This window comes from Azospirillum himalayense, from assembly GCF_042657465.1.
In the GTDB taxonomy this organism is placed as follows: domain Bacteria; phylum Pseudomonadota; class Alphaproteobacteria; order Azospirillales; family Azospirillaceae; genus Azospirillum; species Azospirillum himalayense.
On record NZ_JBHSLC010000001.1, the window covers coordinates 68,892 to 86,139 of the forward strand.

The 17,248-nt window shown below is 70.9% G+C and carries 16 protein-coding genes; 4 read left to right on the plus strand and 12 right to left on the minus strand.

The window, feature by feature from the left end; all coding sequences use genetic code 11:
* Positions 1 to 68: 68 nt before the first annotated feature.
* On the minus strand, positions 69 to 1,469 hold the full coding sequence (locus ACFPMG_RS00280; protein WP_376993261.1) for an amidase: 1,401 nt from the start codon (positions 1,467 to 1,469) through the stop codon (positions 69 to 71).
* The gene (locus tag ACFPMG_RS00285; protein WP_376993262.1) at positions 1,457 to 2,689 is read right to left on the minus strand and encodes an MFS transporter; all 1,233 of its coding nucleotides are present in this window, start codon (positions 2,687 to 2,689) and stop codon (positions 1,457 to 1,459) included. The genes ACFPMG_RS00280 and ACFPMG_RS00285 overlap by 13 nt, the downstream gene beginning before the upstream one ends.
* Positions 2,690 to 2,719: 30 nt before the next feature.
* On the opposite strand from ACFPMG_RS00285, the gene ACFPMG_RS00290 reads away from it, so the two are divergent.
* Entirely contained in the window at positions 2,720 to 3,076 is a 357-nt protein-coding gene (locus ACFPMG_RS00290; RefSeq protein ID WP_137142171.1) for a hydroxyisourate hydrolase, read from the plus strand.
* Between the two features lie 16 nt (positions 3,077 to 3,092).
* Here the strand turns inward: ACFPMG_RS00290 and ACFPMG_RS00295 are convergent, their stop codons facing one another.
* The 4 genes from ACFPMG_RS00295 to ACFPMG_RS00310 form a co-directional block, all read right to left on the minus strand.
* Positions 3,093 to 3,908, minus strand: coding sequence for an ABC transporter permease (locus tag ACFPMG_RS00295; protein WP_040136197.1), 816 nt, complete (start codon positions 3,906 to 3,908; stop codon positions 3,093 to 3,095).
* The gene (locus tag ACFPMG_RS00300) at positions 3,901 to 4,791 is read right to left on the minus strand and encodes an ABC transporter permease (RefSeq protein ID WP_376993265.1); all 891 of its coding nucleotides are present in this window, start codon (positions 4,789 to 4,791) and stop codon (positions 3,901 to 3,903) included. The genes ACFPMG_RS00295 and ACFPMG_RS00300 overlap by 8 nt, the downstream gene beginning before the upstream one ends.
* Before the next feature lie 137 nt (positions 4,792 to 4,928).
* A complete protein-coding gene (locus tag ACFPMG_RS00305; RefSeq protein ID WP_119507233.1) occupies positions 4,929 to 5,975 on the minus strand; it encodes an ABC transporter substrate-binding protein in 1,047 nt (348 codons plus the stop codon).
* A 44-nt stretch (positions 5,976 to 6,019) separates the two neighbouring features.
* Entirely contained in the window at positions 6,020 to 7,183 is a 1,164-nt protein-coding gene (locus ACFPMG_RS00310; RefSeq protein WP_376993266.1) for an ABC transporter ATP-binding protein, read from the minus strand.
* 466 nt (positions 7,184 to 7,649) lie between these two features.
* Here ACFPMG_RS00310 and ACFPMG_RS00315 point away from each other — a divergent pair, with 466 nt between their 5' ends.
* From ACFPMG_RS00315 to ACFPMG_RS00325, 3 genes are read left to right on the plus strand one after another with little or no spacing between them, the layout of a single operon-like run.
* Entirely contained in the window at positions 7,650 to 8,828 is a 1,179-nt protein-coding gene (locus ACFPMG_RS00315) for an OpgC family protein (protein WP_376993313.1), read from the plus strand.
* The gene (locus ACFPMG_RS00320) at positions 8,825 to 9,586 is read left to right on the plus strand and encodes an SGNH/GDSL hydrolase family protein (RefSeq protein WP_376993267.1); all 762 of its coding nucleotides are present in this window, start codon (positions 8,825 to 8,827) and stop codon (positions 9,584 to 9,586) included. The genes ACFPMG_RS00315 and ACFPMG_RS00320 overlap by 4 nt, the downstream gene beginning before the upstream one ends.
* A complete protein-coding gene (locus tag ACFPMG_RS00325; RefSeq protein WP_376993268.1) occupies positions 9,583 to 10,398 on the plus strand; it encodes an SGNH/GDSL hydrolase family protein in 816 nt (271 codons plus the stop codon). Before ACFPMG_RS00320 ends, ACFPMG_RS00325 begins: the two co-directional genes overlap by 4 nt.
* A 111-nt stretch (positions 10,399 to 10,509) precedes the next feature.
* Here the strand turns inward: ACFPMG_RS00325 and ACFPMG_RS00330 are convergent, their stop codons facing one another.
* The 6 genes from ACFPMG_RS00330 to ACFPMG_RS00355 all read right to left on the minus strand — a co-directional run bounded on the left by ACFPMG_RS00330 (position 10,510) and on the right by ACFPMG_RS00355 (position 17,183).
* Complete coding sequence (locus ACFPMG_RS00330; protein WP_376993269.1) at positions 10,510 to 11,922, minus strand: amidase; 1,413 nt, start codon at positions 11,920 to 11,922, stop codon at positions 10,510 to 10,512.
* A gap of 31 nt (positions 11,923 to 11,953) precedes the next feature.
* On the minus strand, positions 11,954 to 13,390 hold the full coding sequence (gene hydA / locus ACFPMG_RS00335; RefSeq protein WP_376993270.1) for a dihydropyrimidinase: 1,437 nt from the start codon (positions 13,388 to 13,390) through the stop codon (positions 11,954 to 11,956).
* A gap of 123 nt (positions 13,391 to 13,513) precedes the next feature.
* On the minus strand, positions 13,514 to 14,245 hold the full coding sequence (locus ACFPMG_RS00340) for a maleate cis-trans isomerase family protein (protein ID WP_376993271.1): 732 nt from the start codon (positions 14,243 to 14,245) through the stop codon (positions 13,514 to 13,516).
* Positions 14,246 to 14,262: 17 nt separating this feature from the next.
* Positions 14,263 to 15,594: an amidohydrolase family protein gene (locus ACFPMG_RS00345; RefSeq protein ID WP_376993272.1), complete on the minus strand. Its 1,332-nt coding sequence runs from the start codon at positions 15,592 to 15,594 to the stop codon at positions 14,263 to 14,265.
* On the minus strand, positions 15,591 to 16,373 hold the full coding sequence (locus tag ACFPMG_RS00350; protein ID WP_376993273.1) for an ABC transporter ATP-binding protein: 783 nt from the start codon (positions 16,371 to 16,373) through the stop codon (positions 15,591 to 15,593). The genes ACFPMG_RS00345 and ACFPMG_RS00350 overlap by 4 nt, the downstream gene beginning before the upstream one ends.
* A 3-nt stretch (positions 16,374 to 16,376) precedes the next feature.
* Positions 16,377 to 17,183: an ABC transporter permease gene (locus ACFPMG_RS00355; RefSeq protein ID WP_119507235.1), complete on the minus strand. Its 807-nt coding sequence runs from the start codon at positions 17,181 to 17,183 to the stop codon at positions 16,377 to 16,379.
* Positions 17,184 to 17,248 lie beyond the last annotated feature (65 nt).

Sequence of the window (17,248 nt, forward strand, 5' to 3'; positions counted from 1 at the left end):
ACGATGGTAATTGAAACAGGCTGTCCGTTCTATCCCGGTTGCCAGTTCTCTTTTTCTTGAAAAGGCTGTTACAGCATGGGTGGCGTGTAACCGCAGGTGGCCTCCACCGCCGCGGCCAGCCGCAGAACCGCCGCGTCGGACAGGCGCGGGCCGGCGATCTGGAGCCCCACGGGAAGCCCGCCGCGCTCCGTCAGCCCGCAGGGGACCGAGCAGGCCGGCGCGTAGCAGTGATTGAACAGCGGCGTGAAGACCGCGTGGCCGCGCGGCGTCACCGGGCGCCCGTTGATGGTGGCGGGGCCGAGCCGGTCGAACGGCCATGCGGTGACCGGAGTCGTCGGGCATACCAGCAGGTCGTACCGCGTGAAGAGGGCGGCCAGCGCGCGGTACGCCTCCTCCCGCAGATGCAGGGCGCGGGCGACCTCCGCGCCGCTGGTGCGCAGGCCGGCCTCGATCTGCTGCCCGATGTCCGGGTCGAACAGGTCCGGCGTCGTGCGGTAGCGCTCGCCGTAGAGCGCGGCGAGACCGGCGAACTGCAGGGGCATCAGGCCGCTTTCCCCGGCCCCCTCGGGCCAGACCGGGTCGGCCTCCTCGACGATGGCCCCGGCGTCGGCGAGGCGGTGGACGGCGCGCTCCACGCAGGCCGCGACCTCCGGATCGACCGGGGCGTCGAGACCCAGCCGCCGGCTGTAAGCGACGCGCAGGCCCGCCGGGTCGGGATCGGCGGCGGCATGCACGAACGAGCCGGACAGCGCCACCGATTGCGGGTCGCGCGGGTCCGGACCGGTCAGCGCGTCGAGCGTCAGCGCCACGTCGGCGACCGAGCGGGCCATCTGGCCGATCACCGAGTTGCCGAACACCGGCTCGGCGAAGCCGATGGGGTGGGGGACGACTCCGGCCGACGGCTTCATGCCGACCACCCCGACATGGGCGGCGGGCCGGCGGGTGGAGCCGCCGCCGTCGGTGCACAGCGCCAGCGGCGCCAAGCCCGCCGCCACCGCGCTGGCCGCCCCGCCGGAGGAGCCGCCAGGCGTCAGCGCCACGTCCCAGGGATTCCGGGTCGGGCCGTGCAGCAGATTGGTCGTCACCCCCTTGCAGGCGAACTCGGAGCAGTTGGTGATCCCCGCGAAGACGGCGCCCGCGGCGCGCAGCCGGGCCACCGCCACCGCATCCTCCGGCGCCACGAAGTCCTCGAACAGCCGCGATCCCTGGCGGACCGGCTGGCCGCGCACCCAGATGTTGTCCTTCACCGTGAAGGGCACGCCCAGCAACGGCAGCGCCTCGCCCCGCGCGGCGCGCGCGTCGGCAGCCTGCGCCTCCGCCCGCCCGGCCTCCGGGTCGAAATGGACAATGGCGTTCAGCCGCGGATTCTCCGCCGCGATCCGCTCCAGCAGATCGTCATAGAGCGCGACGGCGCTGACCGCGCGGGCGGCGACCTGTTCGGCGATCCGGCGGGCGCTCATCGTACGCATGGGGTGTCCTCGGCAGCGGTGGAAAGGTCGGGGGTGGGGGCCGGGGGAAGGGGGACGACCAGCGCCGCGGCGCCGACCAACGCGGCGGCGGCGGCGGCCAGATAGCCGGCGGAATAGCCGAAGCCCCCCGCGACCAGAAGGCTGAACAGCGCCGGCCCGGCGACCAGCCCGGCGTAGGCGATGGCGAGCATGCCGCCCGTCGCCTCGCCCGCCCGGCCCGACGGGGCGAGGCGGGCGACCTCCGCGACGAACAGGCCGTTCCAGCCGCTCGCCGACAGCCCGAAGGCGGCGCAAACGGCCAGAAAGGCGGGCACCGGCCAGCCGGGGTTGGCGATGGCGACGAGGGCGGCGGCCACGCTCATGGCGACGCCCAGCCCGGCGAGGATGACGCGGGGCGTCGCCCAGCGCGTCGCCACGAGGCCCCAGCCGACACGCCCGACCAGCCCGGCGCCCTGCGCCACCGCCAGCGCCGTTCCGGCCAGCGGCAGGCTCCAGCCCAGGCCGGTCACCGCGAAGCTGACCAGGAAGCCGTTCAGGCAGAGCTGCATGGCGGAGAAGGCGCAGACTGCCATGGCCAGCCGGCGCAGCGCCGGTTCCCCGGCGACCAGATCGAGTGCCCGCTTCAGCGTGCCGCGGCCGGCGGGGCGGGGGGCGGCGCGGTCGTCGCCGTCGTGGCGGCGGGCCAGCGGCTCCAGGACGAGGGCCAGGACGGCGGTGGCGCCCGCCACGATCATCAGGCTCGCTTGCCAGCCGAGGGACAGGACCAGCAGCGGCACGGCGAAGCCCGCGGCCATGCCGCCGAACTGGTTGCCGGTCTGGCGCAGCGAGAAGACCAGCGGCCGCTTCTCCGGCGGGGTGAGTCGGGACAGCAGCTGCGTGCTGGCCGGCGTCTCCGGTCCGAAGGCGAAGCCCAACGCCAGCGCCCCCAGCAGGAAGGCGATGGGAAGGGCGCTGGCCGACAGCAGCGCGGCCCCGGCGGCGGCGAGCAGGCAGGCTTGGCAGGTGCGGATCGCCCCCCAGCGCGCGATCAGCCCGCCCGCCCCCAGCGACGCGGGGATGGCGGCGGTGAAGACGACCGCGGTATAAAGGCCGAGAAGCCCCGGATCGACCCCCAGGTCGGGCGCCGCCTGCGGCGCGATCACCGGGATGGCGAAGAGACACAGCCCGACGAACGCCTGAACCGCCGCCATGGCGATCAGAGGCAGCAACCAGACGTTCATGGGGACTCCACAAAGGAAAGGGACGGGCCGATGGCCGGCGGGATTTCGTTGCATGCGGTGGATGTGGCGCGCGGGGTGCCCGCCGAGGGGATGCGGGTGGAACTCTATGCTTTGCGGGACGGACAGCGGGACAGGCTAGCGGAAAGCCGTTTGTGTGCCAATGGCGCGCTTGACCATCCGGTGGTCGGCGGCGCGGGCGTGACGGCGGGCGTCTACGAGGCGGTGTTCCACATCGGTCCCTGGCTGCGCGCGCAAGGCGTGGGAGCGGCGGAACCGGCCTTCCTGGAGGAGGCGCCGTTCCGCTTCACCGTCACCGATGTGGCGCAGCACTACCATCTGCCGCTGAAGTTCACCCCCTGGGGCTATTCCCTGTTCCGCGGGGCGTGAGTTTCGGGTCTTGGGCTTAGCGGAGCTGGCGCGACAGGCCGGCGACTCGCTCCATCACCACCATCGCCAGAACGGTGACGGCGATCAGCACGCCGGACACCGCCGCGGCGCGGACGTCCAGGCTGTTCTCCAGGATCTGCCACATGCGGATGGGCAGCACCTCGTTGCGGGCGTCGGCCATGAACAGCGACACCGGGATGTTGTCGAAGCTCGACATGAAGGCGATGAAGGCGCCGGCGCCGATGCCGTTGCGGATGGTTGGCAGCGTCACCCGGCGGAAGGTGTAGAGGCGCCCGGCCCCCAGGCTCTCGGAGCTTTCCAGCAGCGCCGGGTCGAGCTGGGCGAGGCTCGCCAGCGTGGTGCGCAGGACGTAGGGCACGCTGACCACGATATGGCCGATCGCCAGCGTCAGGAAGGACAGCTCCACCCCCGCCGTGCTGAAGAACACCAGCGAGGCGAGGCCGAAGGCCAGCGCCGGCAGGACCAGCGGCGACATGAACAGGGCGTCCAGCCCGCGCGCCCAGGCGCGGCGGCTGCGCCCGATGGCGAGCGCCGCGGCGGTGCCCAGCACCACCGACACGGCGGTCACCACGGCGCCCAGCTTCAGGCTGACCAGCGCGGCGTCTTGGAGCTGCCACGCGTCGATCAGCGAGGCGTACCAGCGCAGGCTGTAGGAGGGCGGCGGGAACTTCAGCGAATAGCCGTCGGTGAAGGAGGTGACGAGCACCACCAGCGTCGGCGCCGCCAGCAGCAGCAGTGCCGCGCCGGCGAGCGTGCCCATGACGAGGCCGAAGGAGGCGCTTCCCAGGGTCGGGCGCTGCATGTCAGGCATGGACGTACCCCTTGCTGGCGCGGCCCAGCAGATTGAACAGCATCACCACACCCAGCACCGACACCATGAAGACGATGGAGATGGCGGCGGCGAAGGGCCAGTTGTGGAGCGTGATCGTCTGTTGATAGATGTATTGCGGCATGAACAGCATCTGCCCGCCGCCGACCAGCGACTGGGTGATGAAGGCGGTGACCGCGGCGGCGTAGGTCAGCAGGCACCCCGCGACGATTCCCGGCAGGCTCAGCGGCAGCGTCACCTTGAGGAAGCCCCGCCACGGCCCGGCGCCCAGCGCCGCCGAGGCGTCGAGCAGGTTCGGGTCGAGCCGCGACAGGGTGGTGATGAGCGGCAGCACCATCAGCGGCATCTGCACCTGCACCAGGGCGGCGACCAGGCCGCCCTCGGTGTAGAGCAGGCGCAGCGGCGTTTCCGCCAGACCCAGCGACAGCAGCAGGTTGTTGACGATTCCGTCACGCCCCAGAATGACGATCCAGGCGAAGGTGCGGACCACGACGGAGGTCAGCAGCGGCAGGATGATGATCAGGATCAGCGCCGATTGCATCCGCGGCCCGCTGCGGGTGTAGAGCCAGGCCAGCGGATAGCCGAACAGCAGGGTCAGCGCCGTGACCTTCACCCCGAGCAGCAGCGTGCTGCCGAGCACGGCCAGATTGAAGGTGTCGCCGAAGAAGCGGATGTACTGGTCCAGCCCGAACCGCGTCATCTCCGCGTCGGCGTAGAGGCTGACGGCGACCAGCAGAAGCAGCGGCGTCACGAAGAACACCGCGAAGAAGGCGGCCAGCGGCAGCGCCAGCGTCCATTCCCGCCCGATGCGGGGCCGTGCGGCGGTCGCGGGTCCGGCGAGGCCGGGGGCGGTGATGGCGGTCATGGGGTGGGGTCCTGTGGGGGAACGGGGAGTGGCTGCGCCGGGCCCCCCTCCCAGCCTCCCCCCGCTTTGCAGGGGGAGGAGATAAAGCCCTCCCCTGCGAGAGCGGGGATGGTTGGGTGGGGGCCCGTTTCCCGCACTTACACCTTGATCTCCTTGTTGAACCGCTCGATCCAGCCGGCGCGGTTCTGGTTGATCACCGACCAGTCGTGGAACACGAAGGAGGCCTTCAGCTCCTCCTGGTCCTTGGCGATCATGCGGGCGATGTCGCCGTCCATCTGCACCTTGGAATTCGTCGGGATGACGTAGAAGGGCGCCTGCATCAGCTTGGTCTGGACCTCCGGCGCCATGGCGGATTCGATCAGCGCCGCCGCCAGCTTGGCGTTGGGCGAATTCTTGGTGATGTGGGCGGTGGTCAGGAAGGCGATGGTGCCGGTCTTCGGCTTGGCGAACTCCACCGGCACGCCGCGGGCGCGCAGGATCTGGATGGCGTTAAAATTGCCCGGCGAAATGTCGATCTGGCCCTGCTGGAACAGGGTGGCGAGCGCGCCGGGGTTGGGGGCGACAGCGCCGAGATTCGGCTGAAGCTCTTTCAGGGCGGCGAAGGCCGGCTCGATGTCGTTCTCGCCGCCGCCGCGGGTCTTCGCCAGCTCGACCATGAAGGCGGTGCCGAGCGTCGAGTTCATGTTGGTGATGCCGACCCGGCCCTTGTACTCCGGCTTCCACAGGTCGTCCCAGCTCGTCGGCGGGGTCTTGATCTTCTCCGGGTTGTAGGTGATGCCGACCGCCTGGAAGAAGATGCCCGGCCCTTCGGGAAGCTGCGCCACCGGCAGCAGGTCCTGGTAGTTCTTGCTGTCCGCGACGGGGAAGGGGGCGGCCAGATCCTGGCCGATCACCGACAGGCGCGGGCCCGGGTCCATCAGCATCACGTCGATCGGCGGGTTCGCCTTGGCGGCGGACACCTTGGCGATCATGTCCACCGACAGCATCGGGTCAAGCGCGATGTCGGCATTGCCCGTGGCCTTGCGGAAATGCGGGACGATGACGTCGCGGTGGGCTTCCTCCCAGCTTCCGGTGAAGGTGGCGAACACCAGCTTGCGCGCCTGCGCCCAGCTCATGCCGGGGAACAGGGACATGGCGCCGAGCGTGAGGCCGGCGGCAAGGATCTGGCGGCGGTCGAGGGTCATCGGCAGGCACTCCAGGGGGAGGAGAGAAGGGGGAGGGGATGGCGTCAGGCGCCCGCGGGAACGGCGAAGGCGCGGCAGGTCTGGGGGGAGACGGGCTGCAGCCGGACCGGCGTGCCGGGCGCGCGCAGCGCGGCGCCGGCCACGCGCGGCTCGGTCACCTTCACCTGCCCGCCGTCGGCGGTGCGCACCTCGTAGACGACCACGGGGCCGAGCGGCAGGGCGAGTTCGACGGTGCCGGCGATCTGCTGGGGCGCCGCCTCGGTGGCGAGCCGCAGGTTTTCCGGGCGCACGCAGAGGATGGCGGGGTCGCCTACGGCCAGCGTGGCGTCGGGGGTGACGGCGGTCAGAACGGTGCCGGCCTCCAGCGCCACCTCGGCGACGCTGCCGGAGGCGCGGACGACGCGGCCCCGCAACTGGTTGGCGCTGCCGACGAAGCCGTTGACGAACAGCGTGCCGGGACGGTCATAGACGTCTTCCGGCGTGCCGAACTGTTCCAGCTTGCCCCGGCTCAGCACGGCGATGCGGTCGGCCATGCTCAGCGCCTCCTCCTGGTCGTGGGTGACCATGATGGTGGTGATGCCGAAGCGGCGCTGGAGCTGCTTGATCTCGATCTGCATGTCCAGCCGCAGATTCTTGTCGAGCGCCGCGAAGGGCTCGTCGAGCAGCAGGATGCTCGGCTGGATCGCCAGGGCGCGGGCCAGCGCCACGCGCTGCTGCTGCCCGCCGGACAGCTGCTTGGGGAAGCGGTCGCGCATGGCGTCCAACTTCACCAGCCCCAGCATCGCCTCCACCCGCGCCCGCACGGCGTCGCGGGCGGCACCCCGCGCCTCCAGCCCGTAGGCGACGTTCTGCGCCACGGTCATGTGCGGGAACAGCGCATAGTTCTGGAACACGATGCCGACGCCGCGCCCGGCGGGCGGCAGGCTGTCGACCACCCGGTCGCCGATGACGACGCGGCCCAGCGTCTGCGCCTGGAAACCGGCGAGGATGCGCAGCAGCGTGGTCTTGCCGCAGCCGGACGGTCCGAGCAGGGCCACCAGCTCGCCCGCCTTGATCTCCAGCGTCACGTTGTCCACGGCGGTGGAGGCGCCGAAGCGGTGGGTGATGCCGTCCAGCGTCACCGCGACGCCCGCGGGGCTCACGGCGGCCTCCGCGTCGGGCTGCGGGGCCGGATGATGGTGCGAACGGGCGGATTGGAGTGCGGCCATGGGGCGTATCCTGGTGGGGCGCACCGGCGGGAACCCCCGGTGGCGCGACGCAGGACATTGGGAGAGCAACACGCGTGCCACCCCGGCGGCTTCACGGTCGGGCTGGCCGCGAGAACCCGCACACTCTGGTGTCCGCTTGAAAAGGGCGGTTCGGGCACGGCGCGAAGCTGGGCAGACTGCCCGCTGAATATGCCTAAATTTTCAGCGCAGCCTTGGTCTTGACCATGGCGCCTGATAAATGGGCAAGGACGAGTACGGATAAGGGGGGCACCGGGATCAGGCGAAGCGGGCGACCTCGCGCCGGGAGGGCGGGGTGCACGGCGACCGCGACGGTCTGCGTGGGGCCATTCGCCCGAGCCTCCCGGCAACAGCCCTGCGGCCGAGCCGATTGCCAAGACGGAAACACCGTGCCACGGTGCGCCGCACGCGAAAACCAGAGCGGGACAAGGCGGTGGCGTCGGGCGGGATGCGCGATCTTCGGTTGGATTTTTTCCGTGGGCTGGCCTTGTGGTTCATATTCGTGGATCACATTCCGGGCAACCAGATCGCCTGGGTGACGATGCGCAACTTTGGTCTCAGCGACGCGACCGAGGTGTTCGTCTTCATCTCCGGCTACACGTCGTCGCTGGTCTATGCGCGGATACTGGAGCAGCATGGCTGGCGGTTCGCCGCGGCCAAGGTGCTGGATCGCTGCTGGACGCTTTACATCGCCTATCTCTTCCTGTTCATCGCCTTCACGGCGCAGGTCGCCTACACCGCGCGGGTCTTCGACAACCCGCTGTTCACCGAGGAAATGGGGATCGCCGGCTTCTTCGCCGATCCGGCGGTGTCGCTGGTCCAGGCGCTGGCGCTGAAGTTCCGCCCGGCCAACCTGGACATCCTGCCGCTCTACATCGTGCTTCTGCTGTCCCTCCCGGTGGTGCTGCCGGTGCTGCGGCGCTGGCCGCTGGTGCTGCTGGCCGGGTCGGTCACGCTCTACGCGGCGGCGCGCCTCCTGGACTGGAACCTGCCGACCTATCCGGACGGCGGCGTGTGGTTCTTCAATCCCTTCGCCTGGCAACTCCTGTTCGTGCTGGGGGCCACCATGCAGCGGCTGCCCGAGGTGGCGGCGGCGCTGACGACGCGGCGGACGGCATTGCTCTGGCTGGCGGGGGGGTATCTCTTCGCCTCGCTCCTGCTGGTGATCTCCTGGCAGATCGCGCCGATGGCCGCGCTGATGCCGGTGTGGCTGGCGGAAATCCTCTACCCGATCAGCAAGACTGACCTCGACCTGCTGAGGCTCGCGCATTTCTGCGCGCTGGCCTACGTCGTCCTGCAGATCGCGCGGTTCGACAGCGCGTGGCTTCGTTGGCCGGCGCTGGCGCCGGTGATCCTGTGCGGGCGGCAGTCGCTTCAGGTCTTCTGCCTGGGCATCTTCCTGTCCTTCGCCGGCCAGACGGTGCTGAACCACTGGTCCGCCTCGCTTTTTGCCCAGTTTTCGGTCACACTCGCCGGCATCGCCGTGATGGTGGCGGCCGCGCGGGTGCTGACCTGGTATCAGTCCGTGGGACGGCGGCCACGCCAACCGGCGTCCACCCCGCCCGCGGCACCCGCCGCTCCACTGGCCCCTGCCGCCAAAGCCCCAGCCAAGGACCCGAGCGCATGAAGCGCGCGACCGTCTTGACCCTGGCCCTCCTCGCGGGACTGACCGTATCCATCGGCATGGGTGTCGCGCAGGCGGCGTCGGAGACGCCCGGCGATCCCTGCGCCGTTCCGGAATCCGTCTACACCGTCGACGGCGCCCTGCCGCGCGCCTGGGAGCGGCTGAAGCGCGGCGGCGCGCTGCCCATCCTGGTGCTGAACTCGGCCAGCTCGCGCCCCGACACCGCCTACCCGGTGCTGCTGGAGAAGGAACTGGCGGCCCGGCTGCCCGACCGCAAGGTCAGCGTGACCGTTCGCAACGCGCCGGGGGCGACCGCGCAGGAGATGCTGCCCATCCTGAACCGGGAGCTGGCCGCCTCCTCCGCTTCCCTGCTGGTCTGGCAGGTGGGAACGGCGGACGCCATGCGGAACATCGGGCCCGACAGCTTCGGGGAGGCGCTGGGCCGCGGCATCGCGGCGGCCCAGGGGCGCGGCGCCGACGTGATCCTGATGGACATGCAGTACAGCCCGCAGACGGCGCAGCTCATCACGTTCCAGCCCTACCTGGACTATATGGAATGGGTGTCGCAGGACAGCGACGTGGTCCATTTCCCCCGTTTCGAGATGATGCGGCATTGGTTCGAGGATGGCCGCGTCGGCTTCTCCCCCGATTCCAAGGAGGAAAAGCTGCAGGCCTACCAGTTCGTCCATCGCTGCCTCGGCCGCATCCTGGCCGACACCGTGTCCACCATGATCGACCGCGCCGGGAGACCCGCCCCGTGACAGGCACGCCCGCCCCCCGGACCCGTGGCCGGAGGGCCGCCGTCCTCTCCGCCGCCCTGCTGTCTCTTGTCCCTTTCCTCGCCGGCCTGACGGCCAAGCCCGATCCGGTGCGGGCGGCGGCCTGCGCCGTGTCCGTGCAGACCGCCGACCTCGCCGTGCCGCTGCCGCGCAGCGCGCGGGCGCTGGCCGCCGGCGGGCCGCTGCGCATCGTCGCCATCGGCTCCTCCTCCACCGCCGGGGCGGGGGCCAGCAACGCGGGGCACAGCTACCCGGCGCGGCTGGCCGAGCATCTGGGCGCGCGTTACCCCGGCCTCGCCCTGACCGTTCTCAACAAGGGCGCCAACGGCGAGACCGGGCCCGACATGCTGAAGCGGTTCCGGCGCGACGTGCTGGACGAGGCGCCCGATCTGGTGATCTGGCAGGTGGCGGCCAACACCGTCCTGCGCGGCGACGATCCCGACGCGGCGGAGCAGGTGATCCGCAGCGGGGTGCGGACGTTGAAGGACGCCGGGCTGGACGTCGTGCTGATGGATTTGCAATACGCCCCGGCCATGCTGGCGAAGCCCCGGCACGAGGAGATGGAGGAACGCATCGCCCGCGTCGCGGCGGAGGAGGGGGTGGGCCTGTTCCACCGCTACGCGGTGATGCGCCAGTGGGTGGAGACGCGGCAGGCCGCCCTGAGCGATCTGGTCGGGCCGGACGGCATCCACCAGAACGACTTCGGCTATGACTGCGTGGCCCGCACGCTGGCGGCCTCGCTGCACGACGCGCTCAGTGTGCGGACCACGGGGAGGGTAGCCGTGAAGCCGTGAGGGACGGGGTCGCGGAGTCGTTGCCCCCACCCCAGCCCTCCCCCGCTGACGCAGGGGAGGGAGATAGGCGCGAAGCGGCGGCAGTTCCCTCCCCTGCGAAGCAGGGGAGGGTTAGGGAGGGGGCCAGCGATGGCGGAACCCCAGCTCCCGTTCCAGGAAGCGGGCGCAGCGCAGCAGCCGGTCCTCCTCATAGGGGCGGGCGATCAGTTGCAGGCCGATGGGCAGGCCGTCCGCCGTCCAGCCGCAGGGGATCGACAGGCAGGGGAAGCCGATCAGCGACACCGTGTAGGTGATCGCCAGATAGTCGATGATGGTGGACAGGCGGAAGCCGTTGATCTCCGTCACGTCGCCCTGGGCGTTGGGGAAGGGCGGCACGCTGGCGCTCAGCGTCATCAGGATGTCGTGGTCGCGGAAGAAGGCGGCGAAGCGGCGGTAGAGGGCGCTGCGCTGGGCCTCCGCCCGCAGATAGTCGGCGGCGGTCAGCCCCTTGCCCCGCGCGATGTTCCAGGCGACCGACGGGCTCAGCCGGTCGCCGTCCTGCTCCAGCGTCCGGCCGTAGGTGTGGAAGATGTGCGCGGCGCGCAGCGTGCCGAAGGCGGCGCTGGCCTCCCGGCAGTCGGGCGTGGCCTCCACGAAGTCCCCGAAGCGGCCCTCCAGCCCGCGCATCACCGCCTCGAACCGCTCGGCCAGCCCGAGGTCGATCAGGGCGGAGCCAAGGTCCGTGCTCCAGGCCACCCGGAGCGACAGCGGGTCGAGCGCGTCGAGGTCCGGCACCGTCCATTCCGGCACGGGAAGAGAAGTCGGGTCGCGCGGGTCCGGCCCACTGACGGCGGCGAGCGCCAGCGCGGCGTCGGCCACGTCGCGGGCGAGAAAGCCCTGCGTCGCCAGCCCGTCCCAGGCCAGCGCGCGGCCCGGGCTGGGGATGCGTCCCGGCGTCGGGCGCAGCCCGACCACCCCGCAGAAGCTGGCCGGCGTGCGCACCGAGCCGCCGAAGTCGGTCCCCTGGGCCAGCGGCACCAGCCCGGCGGCGACCGCCGCGGCGCTGCCGCCGCTCGACCCGCCGCTGGTCTTGCCGAGGTCGTAGGGGTTGGCGGTCGGCCCGCACAGCTCGTTGCCGGTGATGGCGCCGAAGCCGAACTCCGGCGTGTTGGTCTTGCCGACGATGATGGCGCCCGCCGCCTTCAGCCGGGCGACGCTGAGGTCGTCGGTGTCGGGGATCAGATCGGCGTAGAGGGTGGAACCGTAGGTGGTGCGCAGCCCCGCCGTCAGCGTCAGGTCCTTGACGCCCACCGGCACGCCGTGCAGCGGGCCGAGCGGCGCCCCGGCCTCGACCCGCCGGTCGGCGGCCTCGGCGGCGGCGAGGGCCGCGTCGGGGGCGACGGTGATGAAGGATTTCAGCCCGCCGTCCAGCGCCGCGATGCGCTCCAGGCTCGCCGCCACGAGGTCGCGCGCCCGGAAGCGGCGGGTGCGCACGCCCTCCGCCATGTCGGTGGCGCCGAGGCGGAACAGGTCGGGTGTGCTCACGGGCAAAGTCTCCGGTTGCGGCGGGCCGAGTTTAGAACGGCAGGACGGGGGCGGGCGAGCCCTTGGGCCGCGCCGGGGCGGGCAGGCCGCAGGGCAGGAACTCGCCGCGCCCGGGCTCGGCCAGCAGTTCGCCGTCGCGGCAGATCACCGCGCCGCGGGACAGCGTGACGACCGGCCAGCCGGTGACCTCGATCCCCTCATAGGGCGTGTAGTCCACATTGTGATGCAGGATGCCGTTGGTGATGGTGACCGTGCGCGACGGGTCCCACAAGGCGATGTCGGCGTCCGCCCCCACGGCGATGGTGCCCTTGCGCGGGTGCAGGCCGTACATGCGGGCGGGGTTGGCGGCGGTCAGCTCGACGAACTTGGTCAGCTCCATCCGGCCCTTCATCACGCCTTCGGAGAAGAGCAGCGGCAGTCGGGTCTCGACGCCGGGGATGCCGTTGGGGACGCAGCGGAAGGGCGCTTGCTCGCCATGCACCTTCTTGCCGCCCGGCCCGTCGAAGCGGAAGGGTGCGTGGTCGGAGGAGAAGACCTGGAAGGCGCCGCCGGTCAGCCCGTCCCAGATCACCTTCTGGTTCGCGGCGTCGCGCGGCGGCGGCGAGCAGATGCACTTGGCGCCCTCGAACCCCTCTCCATCGAGATCATCGGCGGTCAAAAACAGGTACTGCGGGCAGGTCTCGGCGTAGATGCGCAGGCCGCGCCCCTGCGCCCAGCGGATCTGCTCCACCGCGTCGGCCCCGGAGACGTGAACGATCAGGATCGGCACGTCCACCAGTTCCGCCAGGGAGATGGCACGGTGGGTGGCCTCGCGCTCGGCCACGCGGGGGCGCGAGACGCCATGGAAGAAGGGAGCGGTCTGGCCGGCGCGCTCCAGCTTCTCGGTCAGCCAGGCGATGCAGTCGGCGTTCTCCGCGTGCATCATGACCATGGCGCCCTCGGAGCGGGCGATGTCCAGCACCTCCAGGATCTGGCGGTCGTTCAGCTTCAGCGCGTCGTAGGTCATGTAGATCTTGAAGGACGTGTAGCCCTCGCGGATCAGCGCCGGCAGCTCCTGGCCCAGCACCTGCTCGGTGGGGTCGGTGACGATGAGGTGAAAGGCGTAGTCGATCAGCGGCTTCCCGGCGGCGCGGCGGTGATAGTCGTCCACCGCGGCGCGCAGCGTCTTGCCCTTCTCCTGGCAGGCGAAGGGCAGCACCGTCGTGGTGCCGCCGAAGGCCGCGGAGCGGGTGCCGGTCAGGAAATCGTCGGCCATGACGGACTCATCGCCGGTCGGCTGGTCAAAATGGACGTGGCCGTCCACCCCGCCCGGCAGGACGAGCAGCTCGGCGGCGTCGATCTCCTCCCGCCCGGCGGCCAGCCCCTCGCCGAGCGCGGCGATCCGCCCGTCGCGCACGCCGACGTCGGCCTTGAACACGTCCGACGCGGTGGCGACCGTGCCGTTGCGGATGACCAGATCGAAGTTCATCGTCGTTTCTCCCATTGTGACGCACGGGCCCCCACCCCGGCCCTCCCCCGCTGGGCGGGGGAGGGAGAACAGTTCCCTCCCCTGCGTCAGCGGGGGAGGGTTAGGGTGGGGGCAAGACTTCCCTCAGCCATGCAGCTCGCGGAACAGGCTGCCCCAACCCTCGACGCGGCGGGTGTCCACGCCGGTCATGCGCAGCGCCTTCCACACCACCGTGGACACCGTGTCGTAGACGGGGATGCCCAGCGCCTTCTCCATGCGCTCGGCCACCGGGGCGCCGCGCATGTTGGTGCAGATGATGGCGATGGCCTCCGGCTTCGCCTCGGCCACCTCCAGGCACATGCGCTCGATGGTCTCTTCGCTCACTTCGGAGAAGGAGAAGTTGCCGCGGTCGTTCAGATGCCGCTCCGCCACCACCTCGAAGCCGGCGGCGTTGTAGTTGGCAACCATCTTGTCCTGGATCTCGTCCAGATAGGGGCTGACGATGGCGAAGCGCTTGCGGCCCGTCGTCTCCAGGATCTCGTTCAGCGCGAGCATGGAGGTGCAGGCGGGAATGCCCGTCTCCGCTTCGATGGAGGTGCACAGCTTCTCGTCGGCCGCGAAGCCCAGCCAACCGGCCGAGGTGCCGTTCCAGCCGATCACGTTCAGCCGGGCGTCGGCCAGCAGCCGGGCGGCGTCCAGGAAGGGGGCGTCGGTGAACTGGTCGAGCGCGGCGGCGCGCAGGGAAATCTCCTTCACCGTGAAGCGCCCGAAATGGGCGGTCACCTCCGGCAGGCCGCTCAGCATCGCGGAGGTGACGGGCTCCAGCACCGTGTTGGAGGACGGGGTCAGCATGCCCAGAAGGACGCGGTTGCTCATATCCATGGTTCTTTCGGTCAGGCGCGCGCCCACAGCGCGCGGGCGGCCTTGTCGGCCTCGGTGCAGATCTCGTTCAGGTCGGCGCGGACGGGGCGCCCGTCCTCGACCAGCGTTTCGCCGTCCACCAGCACCATCTCCACGTCGCGCCCCTGCGCGGTGTGGACGAGCGTGCCGAGCGGGTTGATCAGCGGGCGCAGATGCGGGCGGCGGGCGTCGAAGACCACAAGGTCGGCCTTCTTGCCCACGGCCAGCGTGCCGATCTCGTCGGCCATGCCGACCGCCTGCGCGCCGCCCAGAGTCGCCATGCGGAACACGTCGGCGGGCTGCCAGGCGGCGGTGACCCCGCCCTGCTGGATGCGTGCGGTGGCGAGCGCCCAGCGCATCGCCTCTACCATGTCGCCGTGCTGGGTGTCGGTGCACAGCGCCAGATTGACGCCGGCCTCCTTCAGCTTCGGCGTCGGCGCCAGCCGGCCCGAGGCGGCGTTGCATTTCGGCACATGGACCGCGTGCGCCCCGGCGCGGGCGAGCCGCGCGATGTCGGCGTCATCCACATAGAGGCAGTGGGTGGCGAGCAGCCGGTCGTTCATCAGCCCGCACTCGTCCAGCAGCTCCGCCGGGGTCAGGCCGGTGGAGGCCTTCACCCGCTCCACCTCCACCCGGCTCTGCGCCAGATGGGTGTTGACGCGCATGGAGCGCGCCGCAGCCTCGTCCGCCAAGGTGCGCAGGAAGGCGGGGGAGCAGGTGTCCGGCGCGTGGGCGGCCATCTGCACCTGGATGCGTCCATTGTTGGCGCCGTTCCAGCGGGCGTGCAGGTCCAGCGTCCGCAACAGCAGGTCGCTGCCGATGGCCGCGTCGAAGCGCCATTCGCCCTGAGCCACGCGGGCGAAGTCCACGTCATGGACGCGCCAGCTCGCATGGACGCGCAGGCCGAGGTCGGCGATGGCGTCCAGCGTCGCGTCGGCGTGGACGAAATGGTCGCAGATCAGCGTGGAGCCGGCGAGCAGGGCCTCCACCGCGCCCAGCCGGGCCAGCGCGCGGGCCTCCTCCGGCGTGGCGTCGGTGCCCTTGGGCACGCCCGGCGTGTAGGAGGGGGCGAAGCCGAGATCGGCGGCCACGCCGCGCACCATCACCAGGACGGCGTGCAGGTGCGCGTTGACGAAGCCCGGCGTGACCACCCGCCCCGGCAAATGCCGGACCTCGGCGGCGGCGGGAAGCCCCTGCGATGCCGGGGCGAGGTGGGCGATGCGCCCGTCGCGGATGCCGATGGCGGCGTCGTCCACCACGCTGCCGACGGCTTCCCCGGTTAGGGCGGTGACGCCGGTCAGCAGCAGGTCGAGCCGGCCGGTCACGCGACGGCGGCCTGCCGTTGCTGCAGACCCTCCTCACGGATCAGGTTGAGGATGTGGCGCTTGTGGTCGTTGAAGCGCGGGCCGGTGGTGTCGCGCGGGCGCGGCAGGTCGAGCGCGATCAGCTCGCGGATGCGGCCCGGACGGCTGGTCATCACGGCGACGCGGGTGCCCAGCACCAGCGCCTCGTCCACGCTGTGGGTGACGAAGACGACGGTGCAGCGCTGCTTCTGCCAGATGGCGACCAACTCCTCCTGCATGTCCATCTTGGTCTGGGCGTCGAGCGCCGCGAAGGGCTCGTCCATCAGGATGACCTGCGGGTTGAGCAGAAGGGCGCGGGCGATGCCGACGCGCTGGCTCATGCCGCCCGACAGCTCCGCCGGGAAATGGTTCTCGAAGCCGCGCAGGCCGACCATGTCGATGTATTCCTGGGCGGCGTCGCGCCGGTCGGCCTTGCGCCAGCCCTTCAGCCGCAGGTGGAAGGCGACGTTCTCCCACACCGGCAGCCAGGGCATCAGGTTGGCCTGCTGGAAGACCATGCCGCGGTCGGCGCCCGGCCCGTCCACCGGCTTGCCGCCCACCGTCACGGTGCCCTCGGTCGGTTTCTCGAAGCCGGCGATCATGTTCAGCAGGGTGGACTTGCCGCAGCCCGACGAGCCGAGCAGGCAGAGGAACTCGTTCTTCTCCACCGACAGGCTGACGTCGTCGATGGCCAGCAGGTCGCGCTTGCGCTTGGCATCGCGGAAGATCTTGGTGATGTTCTGAAGCTCGATGGAAGCCATCGCTCAGCCCTCCCGGCTCTGGAGCGTGGAGCCGTGCTGCCAGTGCAGCGCGGCGGACATCAGGACCTTGATGAGCGCGTCGGTCGCGTAGCCGAGCAGGCCGATGCTGGCCATGGCCGCGAGCACGAGGTCGTAGCGCAGGAAGTAGTAGCTGTCCCACAGCACGTAGCCGAGGCCGCTCTTCACCGCGACCATCTCCGCCGTGACGGTCAGCATCCAGGCGGCACCAATGCCGATGCGCAGGCCGGCGAAGATGCTGGGCAGGGCCGCCGGGAACACGACGTGGCGCAGAAGCTGCTGTTCCGTGGCGCCCATCATCGAGGCGGCGCGGATCAGGTTGCGGTCGGCGGTCTTCACCCCGTGGATGGTGTTCATCAGGATCGGGAAGAAGGCGCCGAGGAAGACCAGGAAGATGGCCGGCTTGTTGGCGATGCCGAACCAGATGATGGCCAGCGGAATCCACGACACCGGCGGCACCGGGCGGAGCATCTGGAGCGTCGGCTCCACCGTCCGCTCGACCCAGCGCCACCAGCCGATGGCGATGCCCAGCAGCACGCCGCTGACCACCGCGATGCCGTAGCCGGCGGCGACGCGGGTGGCGCTGGACAGGGCGTCGGCGAGCCAGCGCCCCGTGTTGCCCTGCGAGGTCTCGTCGAAGCCGAAGATCCAGTCGCCCCAGGTGTGCAGAACCACCGACGGGGCCGGCAGCAGGGCCGCCGGCAGGAAGCCGGACCGGGAGAACACCTCCCAGGCGGCAAGGATGAAGAGGGGAACGACGGCGCGCTCCCAGGATTTCGACAATGCCGTCATGGCCCGGTTTCCCTGTCCCGTCGAAGGTGTTCGTGATTTTCCCTCTAGCCCTCTCCCCTCCGGGG